The following is a 21,994-nucleotide window of genomic DNA, read 5'->3' as shown; positions in this document are numbered from 1 at the left end:
CCCCACGAGTGGCGGCAGGCCCGCCATCGACGCCGCCGCGAGCGACGCCGCCCCGCACACCCACGGCATCGCCCGGCCCACCCCGCTGAGCTCGCCCGTCTCGCGGCTGCCCGCCGCGTGGTCGACGATGCCCACCACGAGGAACAGGGACGCCTTGAACAGCGCGTGCGCCACCAGCATGGCGGCCCCGGCCAGCGCCGTCCCCCGCGTGCCCGCGCCGAACAGCGCCACGAGGAAGCCGAGCTGGCTGACCGTGCCGTAGGCCAGCAGCCGCTTCAGATCCGTCTCGCGCAGCGCCCGCCAGCCGCCGAGCACCATCGTGACCAGCCCGAGCGGCACGGCCACCGCCCGCCACAGCGTGACGTCGCCGAACGCCGGCCCGAGCCTGGCCACCAGGTACACGCCCGCCTTCACCATGGCCGCCGCGTGCAGGTACGCCGACACGGGCGTGGGCGCGGCCATCGCGGCGGGCAGCCACGTGCTGAACGGGAAGATCGCCGACTTGGCCAGCGCGCCCGCCAGCACCAGCACCAGCGCGACCGGCCCGGCCGCCGGGGGATCGGCGACGATGGCCGACACCCGGTACGTGCCGGCAGCCTGTGCGGCCAGCACGAACCCGGCCAGCATGCACAACCCGCCGAACGTGGTGACCATCAGCGCCTTCATCGCCGCCTGCCTGTTCACCCGGCTCTCCGGGTGGTACGCGATCAGCAGGTAGGAGAAGACGGTGGTGAGCTCCCAGAACACGTACAGCAGGAGCAGGTTGTCGGCCGTCACCAGTCCCAGCATCGACCCGGCGAAGGCCACCATGACACCGCCGTAGCGGCCGAGCCCGTCGTCGTGCGCCGGCAGGTACGCGGCGCTGTAGACCAGCACCAGCACGCCGGCGCCCGACACCAGCGCCATCATCACCACGGACAGCTGGTCGGCGCGGAAGGCCAGCTCCATCTGCATCACCGGCGCCCACGCGGTGGTCCCGGCCACGGGCAGCCCCCGCATCGCCACCCACAGCGTGTAGGCGAAGGCGGCGGCCGGCGGCACGGCCAGCACGACGAGGGAGCCGCGCCCCATGCGGGCGGCCAGCCGGGGAGCGCAGACCGCCGCCACCGCGTGCAGGATCAGCAGCAGCTCCATGGGCTCCTCGGGCGGGAAATTCCGGTTACGTCCGCCCAATCTCTCCCGTCGTGCCGACGCAGGCGCGCAGGCACGACCAGGGTTGACCCGAACCTCACCACTCCCACACCGATGGGTGGGACGCAGCCGTCAGCGCCGCGGACGCGCGCCCACCCGGAGCCGTCAGCGCCGGACGCGCGCGCAGCCGACGTCGTCAGCGCCTCAGTCGGCGGCGTCGACGCGCCTGCGCACCTCGTCGGCCAGCTGTCCGAGCGACCGGTCGAGCAGCTCGCGCACCTCGTCGGCGTGGGCCCCCGAATCGGGCTCGTCGAGCAGCGAGATGTGCACGGTCACCTCGCTCGTGCCGCTCGCCGAGTCGGACACCTGCAGCCAGCCGGCGTATCCGGGATGGTCGCGCCCGCCCCACTCCACCCGCAGCTGCTCGTCGGAGGCGCGGAACAAGCCCTCGTGCGTGCCCGTGCCGGGGACCAGCTCGCCGCCCGCCTCCACGGTGCCGGGGCCGCTGCCGGTCACCGTCAGGCCCTGCGGCAGCCACCTGTCCATGATCTCCACGTCGGACGCGACGCCGTACACGATCATGCTGTCGGCCGGCATGCCGCGCGTCGCCTCGAACTCCGCCATCGCAACCCCCTGATCAATGCTCCCGCCGTACCCGTGTGATGTGCGGGCAAACAGCCGCCGGACCGCCGGGCCCTGCCGCTACCGTTGCTGTCGGCGCGAGTCCGTGCGGCGAGGGGAGCGGGGCGATGGCGGAGTTGCCACGGGTGCCGCCGGAGATGTTCCGGTTCACCACCACCGAGCGGGCCGACCTCCACACCGCCGTGCTCTACGCCTTCGGCGAGGCCAACGAGCGGCTGGAGACGGCGCTGACGTCGGAGGAGGTCCGCGAGCGGCTGCGGGCGGTCGGATGGTACGCCCCGGTCGCCGACCACGACCTGTCCGGCACGCTCAAGCAGCTGGCCGGCTGGGGGCTGCTCGACGTGATCTTCAACCACGCCGGCACCTTCGCCACCGCCGAGGAGTACGAACGCAAGAACCTGCAGTACTCGCTCACCAGGCGGGGCGAGGCGGCGTTCGCCGGGGTGCAGCACGCGATGGCGATGCTGGCCTCGGCGGGCGCCTTGCAGACCGCGGTGCTCGACGCCGTCGCCGACCGGCTGGGGGAGCTGGAGACGCTGCTGCGCGACCCCGATCCCGGGCGCAACCGGCGGGTCTTCACCTGCCTGCAGGAGCTGGAGGGCCACCTCGACGGCCTGCGCAACAACACCAAGCGGTTCAACGGCGAGTTGCAGCGGCTGCTGCGCCTCGAAGGCGCCGACCTCGCCACGTTCCACGAGGTCAAGTCGGCCACGATGGCCTACCTTCAGGAGTTCGTGACCAACCTGGAGCAGCGCGGCGACACCATCGCCGCCGCCCTGGAAGGGGTCGAGACGCACGGCGTCAGCGTGCTGCACGCGCGGGCGCTCGACGGCGCCGACCTGCCGAGGACGCCCGGCACCGACCACGCCACCCCGTGGCTGGCGGCGCGGGCGGCCAAGTGGGAGGGGCTGCGGTCGTGGTTCGCCCAGCACGACGGCTTCGGTGCCAGGACCGGTGACAACACCGGCGAACCCGTCGTGCCGCGCGTGCGGCAACTGCACGACGTGGCCAGGCGGGCGATCGTGGCGCTGCTGCAGGTGCTCGACCGGATCACCGACTCCCGCCGCCGATCCTCCAGCGCCGCCGCCGACTTCCGTACGCTGGCCCGCTGGTTCGCCACCGCGCCCGCCGAGGACGACGCGCACCGGCTGTGGGACGCGGCGTTCGGGCTCGGCTCCGCCCGCCACGCGCACCTCGGGCACCCCGACGCCGAGCTGATCCCCTCCGGGGTCCCCTGGTCGGAGGCCCAGCCCGTGGAGGTGTCGGCGCTGCTGCGCTCGCGGGGCCGCACCGAGCGGATGGGGCGCACGGGCAAGGTCCGCGACGTGGCCGAGCTGCGGGCCGGGCGCCGAGCGCGGGCCGAGAAGGAACGCGCCGAGTTGGAGGCCGCCTGGGCCGCGCTCGCCACCACAGGGACCGTACGGCTGTCGCAGCTGGGGGAGCTCGACCACGAGGCGTTCGGGCGGCTGCTCGACCTGCTCGGCAGGGCCCTCGCCGAACGCCCCGACGCGACCGGCGTGCGGCGGGCCGTCACCTCCGACGGGCGCGTCGAGATCGTGCTCAGGGCGCCCGGCGACGGCGCCGTGGCGGTGCTGTGCACGTCCGAGGGGTGGTTGCGCGGCCCCGACTACCTCATCGACGTGCGCGCGCTCGGCGACTCCCACGCCGGCGTATCCGCGGCGGGATCCCGGGCGGCAGGCGCATGAGCAGCCTCGCCAACCAGCTCGTCAGGGCCGAGAAGGAGGAGATCGCCCGGGCGATCAGGACCCTGCTCGGGCGGCCGCTCGTGTCCCTGCAGAGCGACCCCGCCGCCTTCGACCTGATCAGGAAACGCCGGCAGCCGCTCATCCAGTGGTTCGACTACTTCTGCGGCTGGCGGCTGGTCGTGGAGCCGCGCCAGGGCTACGCCCGGCTGGTCAAGGTGCGGACCGAGCCGGGCGCCACCAGGCCCGCCCGCCGGCGCCGCGCCACCAGGGCGCCTTTCGACCGCCGCCGCTACACCCTGTTCTGCCTCTGCGCGGCCGAGCTGCTCACCTCGCCTGTCACCACGATCGGCATGCTCGCCCAGCGGGTCGTGCAGGCGGCCGCCGTCGAGGCCGACGTGCCCGCGTTCGACCCGGTCAAGGCCGGCGAACGGGCCGCCCTCGTCGACGCGCTCAAACTGCTCGAACACCACGGCGCCATCACCGTCATGGACGGCACGACCGACTCCTACCTCGACGACGAAGACGCCAAAGTGCTCTACCGGGTCGACACCACCCGCGTGATCAGGCTGCTGGCCGCGCCCGTGCCGCCGTCCCGGATCGCCGCCCGCGCCGCCGAGGAGCCGGACCCCGGCACGCTCGCCGAGCTCACCGCGGCCCTCACCACCGAAAGCCGCTACGGCGGCGACGAGCCCACCGAGACCCAGCGCAACCTGTGGGCCCGCCACTCGCTCATCCGGCGGCTGCTCGACGAGCCCGTCGTCTACCGCGCCGACCTGACCGGCGCCGAGTCCGACTACGCCGCCTCGCTCACCGGCCGCCAGATCCTGCGCCGCGCCGCCGAGGAGGCCGGCTTCGTGCTGGAGGAGCGGGCCGAGGGGTTCCTGCTCGTCGACCCCGACGGCACCGCCACCGACACGAGGTTCCCCGACGACGGCAGCCACGCCAAGGTGGCCGCCCTGCTGCTGCTCGACCTGCTCGTCTCCGCCGGTCCCGTCACCGCCCGGCGGCTCGACGCCGAGGCGAACGGGCTGCTGCGCCGGTTCCCCCAGTGGGCGAAGGCGTACCAGTCCGACGGCGGCGGGGCGCGGCTGGCCGCCGACGCGCTGGAGGTGCTCACGATGTTCGGGCTGGCCCGCCGCACGGGTGACCGGGTCGCCGCCCTGCCCGCCGCGGCCCGCTACCGGGTCGACCGCGGCACGGCCGTCCAGGAGGATGCATGACAGTCACCGAACTCACACCCGCGCGCGCCGCGCAGGTCGTGGAGGACCGCTGGGTACCCGTACGCGCGGGCATCCTCAACGTGTGGCGCTACTACGACGAGGTGTTCGAGTTCCACCGGGGCCGGCTGCTGCTGCGCGGCCCCAACGGCAGCGGCAAGTCCAAGGTGCTGGAGCTGCTGCTGCCGTACCTGCTCGACGCCAGCCTCAAGCCGAGCAGGCTGTCGACGTTCGGTGGCACCGAACGCACCATGCACTGGAACCTCATGGGCGACGGCGCCGCCGGCGCCACCCGGGTCGGCTACGTGTGGATCGAGTTCCGGCACCCCGGCGGCCGTTGGTTCACCTGCGGCGCCCGGCTCCAGGCCACCGTCCACACCAAGAACGTCACCGCCGCCTACTTCACGACCGAGGCCCGCGTCGACACCCCCGACGGCATCCGGCTCAGCGGCGAAAGCGGCCAGCCGCTGACCAAGGCCCAGCTCGCCGACGAGCTCGGCACCTCGGGCACGGTGCACGAGTCCGCCGACGCCTACCGCACGGTCGTGCGCCAGACCCTCTACCGGGGGCTCAACGAGCAGCGCTACGACTCGCTGCTCACCGCGCTGCGCCAGCTGCGCACCCCCAAGCTGTCCGAACGCCTCGATCCCGGGCTGCTGTCGGAGCTGCTGTCCAGCGCGCTGCCGCCGCTCGGCGAGGGCGAGATCCACGAGATCGCGGAGGGGTTCGAGCGGCTTGACCGGCAGCGCGAGGAGCTGCGGCTGCTCGACCGCGACGTGGAGGAGGCCGACCGGCTGGCCGCCCGTCAACGCGGGTACGCCCAGCGCGTCCTGCGGGCCGCCGCCGCGGCCGTCACGTCCGCCGGCTACACGCTGGACTCGCTGGCCGCCGAGGTGCGGAACAAGCGGGAGGCGCTCACGGAGGCCGAGGGCGAGCTGGAGGCGGCCACCGTGCGGCTGGCCGAGGAGGAGGCGCAGGAACTGGCGCTGGCCGCGCAGATCGAGGGTCTCAAGGAGAGCGAGGCGTACCAGGCCGGCGGGGAACTGCACCGGCTGCGTACGGAGGCGCAGTCCGCGCACGAGACGGCGGCCCGGCTGCGCGACCAGGCGGGGACGGCGGCCCACGCCGCCGCAGCCAAGGAGGAGCTGGCCGCTCGGGCCCAGGACGGCGCCCGCACGGCCGCCGCGCTGGCCGACCGCGCCAGGGGCGAGGCCCGCAGGGCGGCGGAACGCGCCGGCCTGCTCGGCGTCCACGAGGAGAGCGAACGCGCCGCCACCCACGGCTCTGGTCAGGACACCACCCACGGCGTCGCCCACGGCGCCGGTGGCGAGGTGGGCGCCGCACCCGGCGGTCCGGAGGGCGGGCCGGACGGCGAGCAGGACGTACGCAGGGCGCGGGAGCTGCTGCGTGCCGCCGTGTCCAGCCGCGCCGCCCAGATCAGGGAGGTCCGGGCGGGCATCGCCGGGCACCAGGAGGCCGTCAACCGCCGCGCCACCGCCGAGCGGGATCGCGACGACGCCAGGGACGACCTCGCCGCCGCCAGGGCCGCCCACGACCAGGCCGAACGCCTGCGCGACGAGCGGGCCCGCGACCTCGCCACGGCCCTGGCCGAGTGGGCGGGCGGCTGCACCCAGCTCCAGCTCGACCCCGGCGAACTGGCCGACCTGGCCGAACGGTTCGAGCGGGCGGACGAGCTGGTCAGCGCCGCCCGCACCGCCGCGGCCGTCCGCTACGCCGCCCGGGAACAGCACCTGACGGGGCTGCGCGACCGGCTGGTCGCCGAACGGGCCGACCTCAGCAAGGAACGCGAACGCCTCAACGACCGGACCGTCCTGGATCCGCCCGCCCCGCACACCCGCACCACGAGCCGGCAGGGCCGTCCGGGCGCGCCGCTGTGGCGGGCCGTGGCGTTCAGGTCCGGCCTCGACCCGGTCGCGCAGGCGGGCGTGGAGGCCGCGCTCGAAGCGGCCGGGCTGCTGGACCTGTGGCTGCTGCCCGACGGCGGGTTCGACGCGGGCGAGCACGACGCCTTCGCCGTGGCCTCGCTGGCCAAGCCCGCGCCCGGCTACAGCCTCGCCCACGTGCTGTTCACGGAGGCGGACTCGCCGGTGCCCGCCGACACGGTGTTGTCCGGCATCGCGTTCGCGCCCAGCGCGATCGGCGTCGACCATCCGGCCGTCATCGGCGCCGACGGCACCTGGCGGCTCGGCCTCGCGGCGGGCCGCTGGGTCAAGCCCGAACCCTCCTACATCGGCGCCACCGCCCGCGAACGCGCCCGGCGCCGCCGCATCGCCGAACTCGACGACCGGCTCGGGGAGCTGGCAGGCACCGTCGCCGAGTGCGACCACCTGCTCGCCGTGGTCGAGGGCGACCGCGACACGCTCGCCGCCGAGCTGCGGCGCAGGCCCGACAGGACACCGTACGCCGAGGCCGTGCAGGAGCTCGACGGCGCGGTACGAGGGATGGCGCTGCTCGAAGACCGCCTCCACGCCTGCGAGCAGCGCCTGCACGAGCGCGAGCAGGACGTCGCCAGGTCGCTGCGGCGGCTCACCGAGCTGGCCGCGAGCCACGCGCTGCCCACGGGCCCGCCCGCGCTCGACAATTTGGAAGACGCCCTGCGCACCGCCGAGATGACCGGCACCGTCTGGCACGACCGGCGCGCGGGCGCCCGCGCCGCCAGGGAACGCGCCGGGCACGCGCGTGAGACCGCCCGCGAATACCAGGCGCTGGCCGTGGCCGCCGTCGAACGCGCCGAGGAGGCCGCGGCCGCCGCCGTCGTGCTGGCGGAGAAGCTGGCCGCGGTCGAGTCCACGGTCGGCGCCGAGCACCACCGGGTCCTCGGACAACTCCAGGACACCCAGACCGCCTACCACGCCTGCCGCCGGCTCATCAAGTCGGTCAACGAGAGCCTGGCCCAGCTCAACGCCAGGCTCGGCCGGCTCAGGGGAGAGCTGGGCACGGCGGAGGAACGGCACGCCGAGGCCGGGCGCACGCGGGACGAGGTGTCCGAACGGTTCCGGCGGCTGGCGGCCGGGCACCTGCCGGCGGACGCGCGGGTGACGGTCGAGCCGGCCGCGGGTGCCGGGGTCAGGGCGGTGCTGGAGGCGGCCAGGGCCGTCGGCGAGCGGCTGTCCTCCGTGCCGTACGAGCTGAAGAACGTCAGGGAGGCCGAGGCGCGGTTGCAGGACGCCTTCCACCACGCCAGGGAGGTCCTCGCCGACCGGGCCGACCTGGAGCTGGCGCCCGACGACGACGTGCAGACGCTGACGGCCACCGTCAGCGGCGTACGGGCGGGGGCCGCGGCCCTCAGCGCGGCGCTGCGCAAGGAGCGCGACGAGCGGCGCTCCGACATCACGGAGGCGGAGCGCGACCTGTTCGACCGGACGCTGGCGGGCGACACGCGCCGGCACCTGGCCGACCGCATCAGGCAGGCGAGCGCGCTGGTCGAGGGCATGAACCAGCGCCTCGAACGTGTCCGCACCGCCTCGCGGGTGGCCGTGCGGCTGGTGTGGCAGGTCGATCCCGCCCAGTCGGCCGGCACCCGCGCCGCCCGCGACCTGCTGCTGCGCGACCCCGCCGGGCTGAGCGAGGCCGACAAGGAGGCCCTCTACGTCTTCTTCAGGGACCGCGTGGAGGAGGCGCGGGCCGACAACTCGTCGGCGAGCTGGGAGGACCAGCTGATGAAGGTGCTCGACTACACCTCCTGGCACCGGTTCGTGGTCAGGCTGGAGCGGGGCGACGGTCAGGGCTGGCAGGACCTCACCAGGAAGCTGCACGGGGCGCTGTCCGGCGGGGAGAAGGCGATCGCGCTGCACCTGCCGTTGTTCGCCGCCGTGGCCGCGCACTACCAGACCGATCCGGGGTGCCCGCGCTTCATCCTGCTCGACGAGGTGTTCGTCGGGGTCGACAGGACCAACCGGGGGCAGGTGTTCGACCTGCTGGTTGACCTGGGGCTGGACCTGGTGCTCACCTCCGACCACGAGTGGTGCGAATACCGGGAGCTGGACGGCATCGCGATCCACCAGCTCATCACAGGGGACGGCGACGACGCGGTGACCACGGCCAGGTTCGTCTGGAACGGCTACCGTACGGTGCCGGCCGAATGACCGTCCCCGACCGGTTGCGCGCCCGCGAGCTGCGGCCGGTGTGGCTGGCCCTGCACGAGCGGCTCTCCTCCGGCCGCCCTGTCAGCCGGGTCAGGGTGACCGGCCTGGCCGACGGGCAGCAGGCCGCCGTCGCCGACCTGCTCGGCCTCGACCGCTACCCCGGTGCCTCGATCACCATCGAGGTGTCCCGGCTGGCGGCCGCGCTCGGCGGGCTCGACGTGCGCGCCGTCACCGAGGAGATCGCCGGCCCGCTCGGCGACCGCCGGCGCAGGCGCGAGGAGCGGGAACGGGAGCGGACGGCGCTGGCCGCCTGGTTCGCGGCGCATCCCGTGGTCGTGGCCGAGCCCGCGCTGCTCGCCCTGCCGGCCGCGCGCGCCGGCCGCGACCTGATGGAGCGGGCCTTGGCCGTGCTGGCCGCGCTGCCCGCCGCGGGACGGCCGCTGGCGGCGGTGGCCGCCGACGTGACCGGCGACCCGCACGCCCTGGACGACGGTACGCGGCTGTCGTCGCTGGTGCTGAAGGCGCTGTCGACGCTCTATGACGTGCCCGCGCCGGAGGGCGCGCAGGCCAGGCGGGCGTTGTGGGAGCGGGCGGGGGTGGCCTGCGACGCGCTGTCGACGACGGCCCTGGTCGCCGGCTTACGCCCGGACGGGGATGAGCCCCTGGCCAGAGCCCTGCGCGTCTGGGACGGCCGGGCCAGCGTGATCACCCTGGCGCAGCTCCACGACACGCAGGGGCTGCGGGTGCGCGAGCGGGTCGTCTGGGTGGTGGAGAACCCGACCGTGCTCGCCCTGGCCGAGCAGCGCTTCGGCGGCGACTGCCCGCCCATGGTCTGCACCTCCGGCTGGCCGAACAGCGCCGTCATCCGCCTGCTCCGGGCGTTTCCGCGGGACGTCGGGCTGCGGTATCACGGCGACTTCGACGGGGAGGGCCTGCGGATCGCCGCTTACACCATGGCCAAGACCGGGGCGGAGCCGTGGCGGATGTCCGCCGACGACTACCTGCGGGCTCTCGCGGGCCGCCCGCCGTCCGGCCCCTCGTCGGGCTCGTCGTCAGGTCTGTCACCCGGCCCGACACCGGGCCGGGTGACCGACGCCCCCTGGGACCCCGGCCTGGCCCCGGCCCTGCGCTCTCACGGGCTCGCCGTACCCGAGGAACTGGTCGCTGAGTGCCTGCTCGCCGACCTGGCCGCCGCCGTCAGCCCTCGAAGCGGACGGTCGCGTCGGTGTCGGTGATGCGCTGCACGTGTACGGACAGGCCGTTGATGCTGCCGCGGGTGCCCGCGCCGAGGGTGGTGGCCGCGCCGGACTTCGTCGACTGGATCATGACGGCGTGGAACATGCCGGCGACATGCACCTTGGAGACCCGAACGTCGGACAGGCGGTAGCGGGGGTCGACGGGGAAGGTCACCGGCTCGGTGACGGTGAGTGTGCATGTGCCGTCGTAGCAGTCACTCAGGTCGTTCTCCGCGTCAGCGCTCGCGGGCGCGGCGAGTGCCGCCCCCGGGAGCATGCAGGCCGCGAGGGTCAGGGCGGTGATGGCCTTCCTGGACATACGCTCTCCTCAGTTCGATCCGGATCCGACACCTCATGTGTCGGCACGGTTACTCTTCGTGTTGGAAAGCGTGCCCGAGACGGGACACGGTTAGGCAACAATGTGTGCCGCCATGGATTCCCAGAAGCAGGGAAAGGGCTTACCTTGGTATGGGAGCGCTCCCAAAACCCGAGAGATGTGATGCGCATGCCCCTCCGCCACGGGCCCCCGCCCGCGACGCCGATCCGGACGGCGGAGCACCTGCTGCCCTCGGTACCGGCCGGCGTCGGCGAGGCGCGCGCTCTGGTCCGCGCCGACCTGACCGCGTGGGGCCACGACGACATGATCGACGACTGCCTCGTCATCGTCAGCGAACTCGTCACCAACGCCGTCGTGCACGGCGGGTCGGCGTACGCGCTGCGCCTGGAGGACCACGGCGGCCGCCTCTACGGCGAGGTGTTCGACCCGGGCGACGGCATGCCGCGCCCGCGTACCCCCGCGCCCGGCACACCGTCGGGCCGGGGCCTGCAGATCGTCGCCGCGATCGCCGACGACTGGGGCGTACGGGCGGCCGACGGCGGCAAGGTCGTGTGGTTCTCGGTCACCCATCCCGCGTCGGCGGGCGTGACGGCTCTCCATCGTCGTCCGGCGACTCCCCGCCGCGGGCCGTCATGCGGACGGGCACGCTGCGCTCCCACACTGCCTCGAACAGCGCCACCAGGGCGTCCAGCAACGGTGACGGATGGATCAGGTACGACGCCGTGACCGCGTCGTCGCCGGCCCGGAGCAGCGGGATGATGGCCAGCCGGTCGTCGGAGACGGCCGGCTTCATCGGCAGGCCGGCGGCGATCCTGGCCTGTTCCCCGTGCTGCATGCCGGCCGTCACGTCCTCCAGCCGGCCGGGAAGGTCCAGCACGCCGGTCACCTGCGCCGTCACTTGCTCGTCCGGTCGCGGGGACCGGCGTCACGGGGGCGGAGGGAGCTCGCCCGAGCCGCGGACGATCAGCCGGGTGGGCACCACCTGCCTGCGCGCCTTGGACCGGTCACCGTCCAGCCGCGACAGCACCAGGTCCGCCGCCGCGGCCCCCATCCGCGCCGGGTCCTGCGCCACCACCGTCAGCGGCGGGTCGAGGACCTCGGCCAGCGGCAGGTCGTCGAACCCGACCAGCGCGACGTCCGTGCGCCGTGCCCGGGCCAGCGCCACCACCGCTCCCATCGACGCGAGGTTGTTGGCCGCGAACAGCGCCGTCGGCGGGTCGCTCAGCGTCAGCAGCCGCAGGGTGGCCCGGGCCGCGGCGTCCTGGTCGTGCCCGGTCTCGACAAGCGAGCGGTCGAACGGCAGCCCCGCCCGGTCGAGGGCGTCGCGGTAGCCCTGGAAACGTTCGCGGCGGGTGTAGAGCGAGGCGGGCAGGTCGCCCACGAAGCCGATGCGGCGGTGGCCGTGCGCGATCAGGTGGGCGACGCCGGCCCGCGACCCCTCCCGGTTGGCGCTGACGACGCTGTCGGCGGTCAGGCCCACCGCCGGGCGGTCGAGGAAGACGATCGGCAGCCCGGCCACCCGCTCGCCCCGCAGCCCTCGGTGCTCGCTGGTGGCCGAAGGGACGATCATGAGGGCGCTCACCCTGCGGGCCAGGAACGTCGCGACCAGCGACTGCTCCAGGGCGGCCGTCTCGCTGGACGAGCCGACGATGAGCGTCAGCCCGCGGGACCTGATGGCGCTCTCGACGCCGCCGGCGACCGTACCGAAGAACGGGTTGCCCATCTCGGGGATGATCAGGCCGATCGCGGCGTCGCGCGCGCCGACCCGCATGTTGCGGGCCATCAGGTTGGGCTGGTAGCCGAGCTTCTTGACGGCCGCCATGACGCGCTCGCGGGTCTCGACGGCGACCGGGCCGTCGTCGTTGAGCACCCGCGAGACCGTCTTGGCGGTGACGCCGACCTCGCGCGCCACATCTGTCATCGTCGGACGCCGCATCCGGCCCATGCTAGTGGCCCGTCCCCGCAGGCGGCGGAGCACCCGTAGGGGGCCGCACCACGACAGCCGGGCCCGGCGGCGCGCTCGTACCGGAAGGTGTCACGACAGCCCGATCGCCTCCGCCGCGTCCTTGTCCTTCACCACGGACTTGCCGTCCGACACCTGGATGGCGCCGGTCATGATGGCGACCACCTCGGCCATGCTGTGGTCGCCAGGGACGATCTCGGCGACCCTGCGGCCCAGGCGCTGGATGTGCACGCGGTCGGCGATCTCGAAGACGTGCGGCATGTTGTGGCTGATCAGCACCACCGGCGTGCCACGGTCGCGTACCTGCCTGATCAGGTCGAGCACCTGGCCGGACTCCTTGACGCCGAGCGCCGCCGTGGGCTCGTCCATCACCACGACGTTCGTGGCCCAGGCGACCGCCCTGGCCACGGCGACGCCCTGGCGCTGCCCGCCCGACAGCGACTCGACCGGCTGGGTGAGCGAGCGCAGCCCGATCTTGAGCTCGGCCATGTGCTTGGCCGACTCCTCACGCATGCGCTTCTTGTCCAGCATCCGGAAGACCCGACCGAGGATGCCCGGTTTCCGTAGTTCCCTGCCCAGGAACATGTTCGTCGCGATGTCGAGCGAGGCGGCGACCGCGAGGTCCTGGTAGACGGTCTCGATGCCGTGCCTGCGGGCGTCGAGCGGGTCGCGGAGACGCACCGGCCTCCCGTCGAGCAGGATCTCGCCGGAGTCCGGCTGCAGCGCGCCCGTCAGCGCCTTGATCAGGCTCGTCTTGCCGGCGCCGTTGTCGCCGATGACCGCGAGCACCTCACCGGGCATCAGGTCGAAGTCGGCGCCGTCGAGCGCGGTCACGTGGCCGTACTTCTTGACCAGGCCGCGCGCCTGGAGCACGGGTTCCGTCATCGGGTCCTCCTGCGGGAGAGCTGGTCGACGGCGACGGCGAGGATCACCAGGATGCCCGTGATGAGGGTCTGGTAGATCGACGGTACGCCCATCAGCTGCAGGCCGTTCCTGAACACCCCCACGATGAGCGCCCCGATCAGGGTGCCCAGCACCATGCCCCGGCCGCCGAACAGGCTGGTGCCGCCGAGCACGACCGCCGTGATGCTGTCGAGGTTGTCGGTCTGGCCGGCCTGCGGGTCGCCCACGCCGGTACGGGAGACCAGCAGCAGGGCCGCGATGCCGTACACGAAGCCGGCCAGCGTGTAGACGCCCACGGTCAGCCGCCGCGTCCTGATGCCGGTCAGCCGGGCCACTTCGGGGTTGTTGCCCAGCGCGTACACGTGCCGGCCCCACGCCGTCGAGCCCAGCAGGTACGCGAACAGCAGGAACAGCAGGATCGTCAGCAGCGAGCCGTAGGTGACGTTCGTCTGGCCGACCTGGAACGTCTGCCCGAGGAACGTCAGCAGCGGCGGCAGGTCCGTGATGGTCTGCTCGCCGGAGTAGATGTGGGTGAGCGCGAACGCCACGTTCAGCATGCCGAGCGTCACGATGAACGGCGGCAGGGAGATCCGCGTCACCAGCAGCCCGTTGACCAGCCCGAACCCGGCGCAGACCGCGAGCCCGGCGGCGACCGCGAGCAGCGCGGGCAGGCCGCCGTCCACCGCCAGCTTCGTCATCACGATGCCGCCGAACGCCATGATGGCGCCGTTGGCCAGGTCGATGCCCGCGGTGAGGATGATCAGGGTCTGGCCGATGGCCAGCGTGCCGACCACCATGACCTGCTGGATGATCAAGGAGAAGTTCGTGCCGGTGAAGAACTGCTCGGTGTTGAGCCCGAAGTACAGGCAGGCCAGCAGGAGCGCGGCCAGCGGGCCCGCGACGGGGGTGCTGATCAGGCGGCGCGGCAGCGACGCTTCCATCACGGCCACGTTCAGCCCCAGCAGTTCGCCAGGCCGAAGGCGGCGTCCTCGGCCTCGATGCCGTCGGCCGCCTTGTCGGTGATCAGGGTGACGCCGGTGTCGGTGTAGCCGGTGGGCTTCTGGCCGCCCTTGGCGTACGCGGCCACCGCCTTGACGCCGTCCTCGGCCATCTTGAGCGGGTACTGCTGGCTGGTCGCGGCGATCTGCCCCGACTGCACGGCCCTGACGCCGGTGCAGCCGCCGTCCACGGAGACGATCAGCACCTCCTTCTCGCGGCCCTTGGCCTTCAAGGCGGTGTACGCGCCCAGCGCGGCGGGCTCGTTGATGGTGTAGACGAGGTTGATGTCGGGGGCCTTCTGCAGGCAGTTCTCCATCGCGGTCTGCCCCTTGGCCTGGTCGCCCCTGGTGTCCTGGGAGCAGACCACGGACGGGTCGCCCTCCCGGATGCCGAACCCCTTCAGGAACCCGTCGTGCCGCAGCTTGCCGACCGTGATGCCGGGGGCCAGGTCGAGGGTGGCGATCCTGGCGGGCTCGCCGGCCATGGCGGCCTTGGCGTACCGGCCGATCAGCTCTCCCGCCTTGAGGTTGTCGGTGGCGAACAGCGCGTCGGTGGCCTCCTGCGGCTCCGTGGGGGTGTCGAGCGCGATGACGAGCACGCCCGCGTCACGCGCCTTCTTGATCGCCGGGACGATGGCCTTGGTGTCGCTCGGGGTGATGAGGATGCCCTTCACGCCGGCGGCGACCATGTTCTCGATGGCGGTGATCTGGGCGGCGTTGTCGCCGTCGAACTTGCCCGCCGCGCTCATCAGCTCCATGCCGCCGGCCTGGGCGGCCTTCTGCGCGCCCTCCTTCATCTTGACGAAGAACGGGTTCGTCTCGGTCTTGGTGATCAGCCCTACCTTGGGGGTGGCGGAGTCGCTTCCCCCGCCGCTGCCGCCGCAGCCGGTGACGAGAAGCACGGTGACCAGGAGGCCGGCCGATAGCTTTGCATTCATGGCGCTGTCCTATCAGGGGGGATACGATGTCATCGTTGACATATGTCAACGTTGACATCTGCTGTGCTGCGATGATGGACTCCGATCCGAGATACGTCAATGCCCTGCTGCCGTAACGAATCGGCAACGTGCCAGAAAGGCAGGCCCGATGATCGCCGTCCTGGGCGAGTGCGTCGCCGACAGCTTCACCACACGCCACCCCGCCGCTTCCACCGCCACGCCCCATGCAGACGACGGTACGGCGGGTCCGGCGTCGCGGCCAGACGACACAGGCGGCACAGGCGGCACAGGCGGCGACACGGACGGCACGGACGGGCTGGCGCTGCGGGTGCTGCCGGGTGGCGGGCCGGCGAACACGGCGGTGGCGCTGGCCAGGATCGGCACTCCCACCCGCTTCCTGGGCCGCCTGTCACGCGACGTGTTCGGCGCGATGTTCCGCGACCGCCTCACCGCCTCCGGCGTGGACGTGTCGGCGTGCGTCGAGGCGGAGGAGCCGAGCACGCTCTCCGTCGCCGCTCTCGACCCGCACGGGCGGGCCACCTTCACCTTCTACACCGAGGGCGCGGCGGACTGGCAGTGGCGGCCGGACGAGCTGGACCCGGCGCGCGTGGGCCCCTTCAGGTGCCTGCACACGGGCTCCATGGCGCTGGTCGGGAAACCGGGACGTGAGGCGGTCGAGGAGTTCGCGCGCTCGGCCGCCGGGCATGCCACGATCTCGATCGACCCGAACGTGCGCCCCAGCTTCGCCACCAGGGACGACTATCAGATCACCCGCTGGTGCGAGTGGACCGACATCCTCAAGCTCAGCGACGACGACCTGGACTTCCTGCTGCCCGGCACGTCGATGGAGCGCGCCTGCGGCGAATGGCACGCCGCCGGCGCCCGTCTGATCGTCGTCACCAGGGGCGCGGCGGGTGCGCTGGTGTCGGTGGACGGCGACCGGGCCCACGTGCCGGCACCGCAGGTGGACGTCGTGGACACGGTCGGCGCCGGTGACGCCTTCACCGCCGGCCTGCTGCACGCCCTGGACGCCAGGGGCCACCTGGGCGGGCGTCTCCGCGACCTGGACCTCGCGACGGCGGTGGCGGCGGCCGGGTTCGCCGCCCGGGTGGCGGCCCAGACGTGCTCAGTGGCAGGCGCCAACCCGCCCTGGTCCGGTATGGGTGGCGGCGCACGCGGGTGACGTCACGTTGCCGGCCGATGGGTCACGTGCCGCGCAGGCCGGCGAAAAGGTCGTCCTCGCGGCCGGGGGCGTCGACCTTGCACAGCTTGCGCTCGAAGGCCTCGAGGGAGAAGGCCTGCTGCTGGATGTGCTCGGGCATGTCCAGCACGAAGATGTTCTCCCCCTGGCTCTCGTGCGCCTTGAGGGCCTTGAGCTTGCGCTCGGTGTAGGGGCCGACGTCGACGAGGGAGGTGACCCGCTCGTCCGGGGTGCCGAAGTCGCCGGACGGCTCGAAGCCGAGCTCCACGCCGTGCTCGCGCAGCATCTCGAACATCTTCCTCATCTCGGCGCGGGGCATGGCCGTGTAGTAGAACTTCTCGGGGATGCCGGTCGCCTCGACGGCCGCGACCGTGACGCGGTGCGCCTGGACGTGGTCGGGATGGCCGTAACCGCCGCCGCCCGTCTCGTCGTAGGTGACCACGACCTGCGGGCGGTAGCGCACCATCAGGGCTCCCAGCTTGGCGGCCGCCACCTCGACCGGCACGTTGGCGAACGCGCCGGCGTGGGCGTTGCCCTCCCAACCGTCCATGCCCGAGTCGCGGTAGCCGAGCAGCTCCAGGTGGTCGACGCCCAGATGGCTGACCGACTCGCGCAGCTCGGCGAGCCGCCGCTCGGCGACGGCCGCGTCGTCGTGGCCGGCCTCGCCCGGCTTCGCACCGCCCTCGGCGTCGCCTTGCTCGCCGTTGGTGCAGGTGACCAGGACGGTGCGGATGCCTTCGGCGGCGTAGCGGGCAAGGACGCCGCCGGTGCTCAGGCACTCGTCGTCGGGGTGGGCGTGTACGACCATCAGGGTGAGTTGCCGATCCATGACGCGAACACTATCGGCCGGCCCCGACAAACCGTACCCGACCAGTACGGCGGTGCTCGCGTACCTGAGGGGGCGGCGCGATCATGCGCGGCCGCCGGTCCTCGCCAGGTCGCCTGCGCGGAGCCGGGCGGCCGCGGCGGCGGCGCGGTCGCCGAGGCGGTCGGCCAGCGCCGCCTGCTTGAGCCAGTTGTACGGGCTGCACGGCCGCAGGTTGATCCGCTCGCTCGCCAGCGCCCGCGCGACGTCATGAAGCCCCGCCCGCAGGGCCGCCTCCAGCAGCGTCTTGTGCACGGCGTCCCGCTGGGCGTGGCTGCCCCCGAACTCGTGGATCCGATGCCTGACGGGATAAAGCAGCTCCACCACCGAGGCGTGGTCGCCCCGCCCGAACGCCACGATGGCCTGGCACACCGGCAACCCGACCTGCAGCGTCATGGCGTGGTTCGTGACGCCGGGACGCGGCTCCCGCGCATACGCCGCCCGCTCCGCGATCAGTCGCTCGGCGTCGCCGACGCGGCCGGCGCCGACGTACGCCATGACCGCGTGCATGTCGTTGAACGCGTAGAACGGCTCCGCCACCCGCGGGGGCCAGGCGTCGGCCAGCGCGCGCCAGCGTTCGTGCTGCTCCGAGCCCTCCAGGCGCAGGCGCCAGAGCAGGGCGGCGGCGTCGAGCAGCTCCATGCACGACTGCCCGCCCGCCAGCACCGCGTCGTAGATCTCCAGCACCCGCGGCACGTCGCCGGACTCCAGCGCGTACAGGCAGTAGTGCCACCATGTGTGGACGTTGAAGAACGTGCCGGTGGACCAGTCGGGCAGGCGCGCGTCGAGGTAGCGCAGGCCGCGGCCGAAGCGGCCCTGCATCTCGTACGTGTGCACCACCGCGTGGATGCCCCACACGTCGCGCGGGTTCAGCTCGACCGCGCGCAACCCCACCTCCTCCGACCGGTCGTAGTGGCCCGCCTCTTCGAGGCCGAAGGCGTACATGCCCAAAACATGCCCGAGATGCCGGTCGTCGTCGTGCCAGGCGTTCAGGGCGCCGCCGACGCGGTCGCGCAGCGAGCGCGCATTGCCGGTGAGGAAGTCGATCTGGTGGCCCGCGATCAGTGCCAGGGCGTCGCGCGGGTGCTCGACGGTGATCCAGGCCAGCAGCGTGCCGCACCGCAGGAAGTCGCCGTCGAGCAGCGCCTGCACGGCGGCAAGGTGCGCACGCTCGCGGGGAAGCAGCGACGCCTCGTCGGCGGCGCGGCGGAATGCCGCGAACCGTGCCCGCGCCTTGCGCGCGTCGTCGGCCTCGGTGGTGAGCAGTCCCAGGTAGGCCGACAGGACGTTGCCCATCGGGAAGCCGGGGGAGTCGGCCAGCGCCGCCTTCGTCTCGGCGGCGACCTCCACCCGGAAGTGCAGCAGCTCGTCGACGGCCTGGTCGTAGTGCCGCGCCGCGGCGGTGCTCGCCCCGCTCATCGCCAGGCCGTGCTGGTCGTCGGTCACCGATTCAATGTAACGGGCAGGCATCCGGACCGGCGGGAGGAGAGGTCGCATCGCCGGCCCACCGCGACGAGGTCAAGTGATCATTACCGTTGTCCGCCGAACTGCCAGGCGTCTCCTCTCGCCGGGCAGGGACGTGCCAGGCAGCTGAGCGCCAGGACCCGCCGCATGCTGGGCCACGGTATCCACCCGCCCGAGCCGGGCCTGGTGGACGGCATGCACCCGCACCGGCTCTTCGCCTGGACCCCGGGCAGGTGGCGTCGTCCCGGGGGCCCGCTCAGATCAGGCCGAGCGCCAGCATCGCGTCGGCGACCCGGCGGAAACCGTCGATGTTGGCGCCGGCCACGTAGTCGCCCGGCATGCCGTACTCGTCGGCGGTCTGCAGGCAACGGTCGTGGATGTCGCGCATGATCTCCTCAAGCCGGTGCTCGGAGAACTCGAACGTCCACGAGTCGCGGCTGGCGTTCTGCTGCATCTCCAGCGCGCTGGTCGCCACGCCGCCCGCGTTGGCCGCCTTGCCGGGTCCGAAGGCCACGCCCGCCTCCAGGAACACCTTGATGCCCTCCGGCGTGGTGGGCATGTTCGCGCCCTCGCCGACCGCGATGCAGCCGTTGCCGACCATGACCGCGGCGTCGCGGCCGGTGATCTCGTTCTGCGTGGCGGACGGCATCGCCACCTCGCACGGCACCTCCCACACGCTGCGGCCGGCCACGAAGGTGGCGTTGTCGCCGCGGCGTTCGGCGTAGACGTCCAGGCGGCCGCGTTCGACCTGCTTGATCTGCTTGAGCAGGTCCAGGTCGATGCCCTTCTCGTCGAGCACGTAGCCGGAGGAGTCGGAGCACGCGACGACCCGGCCGCCCAGCTGCTCGATCTTCTCGATGGTGTAGACGGCCACGTTGCCGGAGCCGGACACCGCGACCCGCCTGCCGTCGAACGACGTGCCGCGCGCCTTCAGCATCTCGTCCACGAAGAAGGCGCACCCGTAGCCGGTTGCCTCCGTACGGACCTGCGCGCCGCCGTATGCCAGGCCCTTGCCGGTGATGACGCCCGACTCGTACCGGTTGGTGATGCGCTTGTACTGGCCGAACAGGTAGCCGATCTCCCGGCCGCCGACGCCGATGTCACCGGCGGGCACGTCGGTGTACTCGCCGATGTGCCGGTAGAGCTCCGTCATGAAGCTCTGGCAGAAGCGCATGACCTCGCGGTCGGAACGCCCCTTCGGGTCGAAGTCGGAGCCGCCCTTGCCGCCGCCGATCGGCAGGCCCGTCAGGCCGTTCTTGAAGATCTGCTCGAATCCCAGGAACTTGACGATCCCCAGGTAGACCGACGGGTGGAAACGCAGTCCACCCTTGTACGGCCCGAGCGCGCTGTTGAACTCCACCCGGAAGCCGCGGTTGATCTGCACCTCGCCCCGGTCGTCGGTCCACGGCACGCGGAAAATGATCTGCCGCTCGGGCTCGCAGATCCGCTCTATGATCTTCGACTCGGCGTATTCGGGGTGCTTCCCGAGAACCGGGCCGATGCTTTCGAGCACCTCGCGCACGGCCTGGTGGAACTCCGTCTCCCCAGGATTGCGGCGTAGGACGTTGTCGTAGATCGACGACAGTTTCTCGTGCACACGTACTCCCTAGGCTCACTGCATGCGCTTCCTCACTGTAAGGGGCGGCCTGTTGTGAGCTGCACCCGTATGACTCATTAGCGAAGACCGTGTCACCTGCACGCCTTCAGGCCCGGCAGGTCAGCGGAACGCAAAACTTTTCCGCGGGCCGCCGGCCGGCCGTCACAGCAGCGCGCGCCGCGCTGTCCTAGCTGGCGCGATCGCCCACCGCGATCACCCACCGCGATCACCCACCGGGACCGGCTCGGCGCGCGACCCACCAAGGAGGCCCACCATGCGGGACCATCGATCGAACGCCTGGCAGACGGCGGTCACCATCGTGCAGGAGGCGCAGCCGCCGTTCATCCCGGAGGGCGCACACGAGATGACGCTGGTCATCGAGTACCCGCCAGGAGACCCCGGCACGCCGCCGCACCGCCACACCGGGCCCGCCTTCGGTTTCGTGCTGGAAGGCGAGATGCTGCTGGAGCTCGAAGGCGAGCCCGAGCGGGTCGTACGCGCCGGCGAGGCGTTCTGGGAGCCCGGCGGAGACGTCATCCACTACCAGGACGGCAACAACCGCGACGACATCCCGCTCCGGTTCACCGTGACGATGTTGTGCCAACCCGGCAAGCCGATGCTCACCCTGGTGGACGACGACGAGCTCGCCCGGCGGGCGGACCGCCGCGCCGCCCGCCCGGGCTGAGCGTCCGCGGTGTGCGCGCCGGCAGCACACCGGCCGCGCGGAGCGGGGCCGCCCGGTTCGTCACGAAGCTGCTGACCGACCGGTCAGCAGCGGGGCGAGGCGGGCCAGGTCGTCGACGGCGCTGGTCAGGTCGTCCACCAGCGGGTGGAGCAGGACGTGGTCGGCGCCGGCGGCCAGCTGCCCCCGCGCCCGCGCGGCGATCGCGGCGTCGTCGCCCCAGGCCACGACGGCGTCGACGAGGCGGTCGCTGGGCTCCCCGCCGAGGTCGGCGTCGCCGTACCCGAGCCTGCGGTAGTTGGCGGTGTAGTGGTTCTCGCGCCCGCCCATGTGGAACAGGGCGCGGATCCGCCCCCTGGCGCGGCCCGCGTCGGCGTCGAGGACGACGGCCTGGTGCGGGATGAGCAGGGGGCCGGGGCCGAGAGCGTCGCGCGCGGCCCGGGTGTGCTCGACGGGTTGCAGGAAGGGGTGGACACCGCCGGCCCGCTCGCCGGCCAGCCGGTGCGCCTTGGGGCCGAGGGCCGCGAGCACGCGGGGGTAGCGGGCGTCCGGCTGGATGCGGGTGGCGGCTTCGTCCATGGCGTCCAGGTGGGCGCGGAGCTCGGCCAGCGGGCGCTCGCCGCCGTGGCCGCCGAGCCCGAGGATCACACGGTCCGGGTACGCCTCGGCGAGCGTGGCCGCGCCGCTGTGCGTCGCCTGCGGGTCGCGCATCCTGATGTTGGCGACGCCGGCGCCCGCGACCAGCCGTTCGGTGGCGGCGAGCATGAGCGCCAGCTGGGTGAAGATCTCGCGTCCGGAGGCGGGGGACGCCGCCGGCGGTTCGCCCGTCCACACCGAGCCGTACCCGAGCCGCTCGATCCGCGCGAACTGCTCGCGTTGCGTGTCCACCGGCGTGTGCAGCAGCGTCATCGGCATGATCCACACGCCGAAGCGGCCCAGGCGGTCCTTGGTCGGGGTCATCGTCACTCCTGCGGAAAGTTAGCGGAGCCAGCCTCCGCTTATCTGGGAC

18 protein-coding genes are annotated in these 21,994 nt (G+C 72.9%); 7 read left to right on the top strand and 11 right to left on the bottom strand.

Features of this window, described 5'->3' with window-relative positions:
* Positions 1 to 1,134 (bottom strand): proton-conducting transporter transmembrane domain-containing protein (locus tag E1267_RS20750; RefSeq protein WP_281283670.1); only part of this gene is annotated, 1,134 nt, incomplete at its 3' end.
* A gap of 201 nt (positions 1,135 to 1,335) precedes the next feature.
* On the bottom strand, positions 1,336 to 1,755 hold the full coding sequence (locus tag E1267_RS20745; RefSeq protein ID WP_132334246.1) for an SRPBCC family protein: 420 nt from the start codon (positions 1,753 to 1,755) through the stop codon (positions 1,336 to 1,338).
* 125 nt (positions 1,756 to 1,880) lie between these two features.
* Between E1267_RS20745 and E1267_RS20740 the strand changes: the two genes are divergently transcribed.
* From E1267_RS20740 to E1267_RS20725, 4 genes are read left to right on the top strand one after another with little or no spacing between them, the layout of a single operon-like run.
* The gene (locus E1267_RS20740) at positions 1,881 to 3,479 is read left to right on the top strand and encodes a TIGR02677 family protein (protein WP_220449590.1); all 1,599 of its coding nucleotides are present in this window, start codon (positions 1,881 to 1,883) and stop codon (positions 3,477 to 3,479) included.
* Positions 3,476 to 4,699: a TIGR02678 family protein gene (locus E1267_RS20735; protein WP_132334245.1), complete on the top strand. Its 1,224-nt coding sequence runs from the start codon at positions 3,476 to 3,478 to the stop codon at positions 4,697 to 4,699. Before E1267_RS20740 ends, E1267_RS20735 begins: the two co-directional genes overlap by 4 nt.
* Positions 4,696 to 8,802, top strand: a complete 4,107-nt coding sequence (locus E1267_RS20730; RefSeq protein ID WP_132334244.1) for a TIGR02680 family protein — start codon at positions 4,696 to 4,698, stop codon at positions 8,800 to 8,802. Before E1267_RS20735 ends, E1267_RS20730 begins: the two co-directional genes overlap by 4 nt.
* Complete coding sequence (locus E1267_RS20725) at positions 8,799 to 10,037, top strand: TIGR02679 family protein (protein ID WP_132334243.1); 1,239 nt, start codon at positions 8,799 to 8,801, stop codon at positions 10,035 to 10,037. The genes E1267_RS20730 and E1267_RS20725 overlap by 4 nt, the downstream gene beginning before the upstream one ends.
* On the opposite strand, the gene E1267_RS20720 is transcribed toward E1267_RS20725, so the two are convergent.
* The gene (locus tag E1267_RS20720) at positions 10,000 to 10,356 is read right to left on the bottom strand and encodes a hypothetical protein (RefSeq protein WP_132334242.1); all 357 of its coding nucleotides are present in this window, start codon (positions 10,354 to 10,356) and stop codon (positions 10,000 to 10,002) included. The genes E1267_RS20725 and E1267_RS20720 overlap by 38 nt on opposite strands.
* 186 nt (positions 10,357 to 10,542) lie before the next feature.
* On the opposite strand from E1267_RS20720, the gene E1267_RS20715 reads away from it, so the two are divergent.
* Entirely contained in the window at positions 10,543 to 11,100 is a 558-nt protein-coding gene (locus tag E1267_RS20715) for an ATP-binding protein (RefSeq protein WP_220449589.1), read from the top strand.
* 199 nt (positions 11,101 to 11,299) lie between these two features.
* Here E1267_RS20715 and E1267_RS20710 read toward each other — a convergent pair whose 3' ends face one another.
* From E1267_RS20710 to E1267_RS20695, 4 genes are all read right to left on the bottom strand, one after another.
* Positions 11,300 to 12,310 carry a LacI family DNA-binding transcriptional regulator gene (locus E1267_RS20710; protein ID WP_220449588.1) on the bottom strand — a complete coding sequence of 337 codons (1,011 nt, stop codon included), beginning with the start codon at positions 12,308 to 12,310 and terminating at the stop codon, positions 11,300 to 11,302.
* A gap of 99 nt (positions 12,311 to 12,409) precedes the next feature.
* Positions 12,410 to 13,222 (bottom strand): ATP-binding cassette domain-containing protein, encoded by an 813-nt coding sequence (locus E1267_RS20705; RefSeq protein WP_132334239.1) that lies wholly within the window; start codon positions 13,220 to 13,222, stop codon positions 12,410 to 12,412.
* Positions 13,219 to 14,181: an ABC transporter permease gene (locus E1267_RS20700; protein WP_132334238.1), complete on the bottom strand. Its 963-nt coding sequence runs from the start codon at positions 14,179 to 14,181 to the stop codon at positions 13,219 to 13,221. The genes E1267_RS20705 and E1267_RS20700 overlap by 4 nt, the downstream gene beginning before the upstream one ends.
* Before the next feature lie 11 nt (positions 14,182 to 14,192).
* A complete protein-coding gene (locus E1267_RS20695) occupies positions 14,193 to 15,176 on the bottom strand; it encodes a sugar ABC transporter substrate-binding protein (protein ID WP_132334237.1) in 984 nt (327 codons plus the stop codon).
* A 148-nt stretch (positions 15,177 to 15,324) separates the two neighbouring features.
* Between E1267_RS20695 and E1267_RS20690 the strand changes: the two genes are divergently transcribed.
* Entirely contained in the window at positions 15,325 to 16,359 is a 1,035-nt protein-coding gene (locus E1267_RS20690) for a PfkB family carbohydrate kinase (protein WP_132334236.1), read from the top strand.
* Positions 16,360 to 16,381: 22 nt separating this feature from the next.
* Here the strand turns inward: E1267_RS20690 and E1267_RS20685 are convergent, their stop codons facing one another.
* The 3 genes from E1267_RS20685 to gdhA all read right to left on the bottom strand — a co-directional run bounded on the left by E1267_RS20685 (position 16,382) and on the right by gdhA (position 20,303).
* Positions 16,382 to 17,206 carry a PIG-L family deacetylase gene (locus tag E1267_RS20685; protein WP_132334235.1) on the bottom strand — a complete coding sequence of 275 codons (825 nt, stop codon included), beginning with the start codon at positions 17,204 to 17,206 and terminating at the stop codon, positions 16,382 to 16,384.
* A gap of 81 nt (positions 17,207 to 17,287) precedes the next feature.
* A complete protein-coding gene (locus E1267_RS20680; protein ID WP_132334234.1) occupies positions 17,288 to 18,688 on the bottom strand; it encodes a tetratricopeptide repeat protein in 1,401 nt (466 codons plus the stop codon).
* A gap of 274 nt (positions 18,689 to 18,962) precedes the next feature.
* Positions 18,963 to 20,303, bottom strand: a complete 1,341-nt coding sequence (gene gdhA / locus E1267_RS20675; protein ID WP_132334233.1) for an NADP-specific glutamate dehydrogenase — start codon at positions 20,301 to 20,303, stop codon at positions 18,963 to 18,965.
* Between the two features lie 274 nt (positions 20,304 to 20,577).
* On the opposite strand from gdhA, the gene E1267_RS20670 reads away from it, so the two are divergent.
* Complete coding sequence (locus E1267_RS20670; protein WP_132334232.1) at positions 20,578 to 20,988, top strand: cupin domain-containing protein; 411 nt, start codon at positions 20,578 to 20,580, stop codon at positions 20,986 to 20,988.
* A gap of 60 nt (positions 20,989 to 21,048) precedes the next feature.
* Here the strand turns inward: E1267_RS20670 and E1267_RS20665 are convergent, their stop codons facing one another.
* Positions 21,049 to 21,945 (bottom strand): TIGR03620 family F420-dependent LLM class oxidoreductase, encoded by an 897-nt coding sequence (locus E1267_RS20665; protein ID WP_132334231.1) that lies wholly within the window; start codon positions 21,943 to 21,945, stop codon positions 21,049 to 21,051.
* Positions 21,946 to 21,994 lie beyond the last annotated feature (49 nt).

It is taken from the genome of Nonomuraea longispora (genome assembly GCF_004348345.1).
Taxonomy (GTDB): Bacteria; Actinomycetota; Actinomycetes; order Streptosporangiales; family Streptosporangiaceae; genus Nonomuraea; species Nonomuraea longispora.
This window is presented reverse-complemented; position numbering and strand designations above follow the sequence as displayed.

What these genes read in the sequence shown, in the direction of transcription:
- E1267_RS20745 (WP_132334246.1), bottom strand. Translation starts at nt 1,755, where the DNA reads ATGGCGGAGTTCGAGGCGACGCGCGGCATGCCGGCCGACAGCATGATC.
- E1267_RS20740 (WP_220449590.1), top strand. Translation starts at nt 1,881, where the DNA reads ATGGCGGAGTTGCCACGGGTGCCGCCGGAGATGTTCCGGTTCACCACC.
- E1267_RS20735 (WP_132334245.1), top strand. Translation starts at nt 3,476, where the DNA reads ATGAGCAGCCTCGCCAACCAGCTCGTCAGGGCCGAGAAGGAGGAGATC.
- E1267_RS20730 (WP_132334244.1), top strand. Translation starts at nt 4,696, where the DNA reads ATGACAGTCACCGAACTCACACCCGCGCGCGCCGCGCAGGTCGTGGAG.
- E1267_RS20725 (WP_132334243.1), top strand. Translation starts at nt 8,799, where the DNA reads ATGACCGTCCCCGACCGGTTGCGCGCCCGCGAGCTGCGGCCGGTGTGG.
- E1267_RS20720 (WP_132334242.1), bottom strand. Translation starts at nt 10,356, where the DNA reads ATGTCCAGGAAGGCCATCACCGCCCTGACCCTCGCGGCCTGCATGCTC.
- E1267_RS20715 (WP_220449589.1), top strand. Translation starts at nt 10,543, where the DNA reads ATGCCCCTCCGCCACGGGCCCCCGCCCGCGACGCCGATCCGGACGGCG.
- E1267_RS20710 (WP_220449588.1), bottom strand. Translation starts at nt 12,310, where the DNA reads ATGCGGCGTCCGACGATGACAGATGTGGCGCGCGAGGTCGGCGTCACC.
- E1267_RS20705 (WP_132334239.1), bottom strand. Translation starts at nt 13,222, where the DNA reads ATGACGGAACCCGTGCTCCAGGCGCGCGGCCTGGTCAAGAAGTACGGC.
- E1267_RS20700 (WP_132334238.1), bottom strand. Translation starts at nt 14,181, where the DNA reads ATGGAAGCGTCGCTGCCGCGCCGCCTGATCAGCACCCCCGTCGCGGGC.
- E1267_RS20695 (WP_132334237.1), bottom strand. Translation starts at nt 15,176, where the DNA reads ATGAATGCAAAGCTATCGGCCGGCCTCCTGGTCACCGTGCTTCTCGTC.
- E1267_RS20690 (WP_132334236.1), top strand. Translation starts at nt 15,325, where the DNA reads ATGATCGCCGTCCTGGGCGAGTGCGTCGCCGACAGCTTCACCACACGC.
- E1267_RS20685 (WP_132334235.1), bottom strand. Translation starts at nt 17,206, where the DNA reads ATGGATCGGCAACTCACCCTGATGGTCGTACACGCCCACCCCGACGAC.
- E1267_RS20670 (WP_132334232.1), top strand. Translation starts at nt 20,578, where the DNA reads ATGCGGGACCATCGATCGAACGCCTGGCAGACGGCGGTCACCATCGTG.
- E1267_RS20665 (WP_132334231.1), bottom strand. Translation starts at nt 21,945, where the DNA reads ATGACCCCGACCAAGGACCGCCTGGGCCGCTTCGGCGTGTGGATCATG.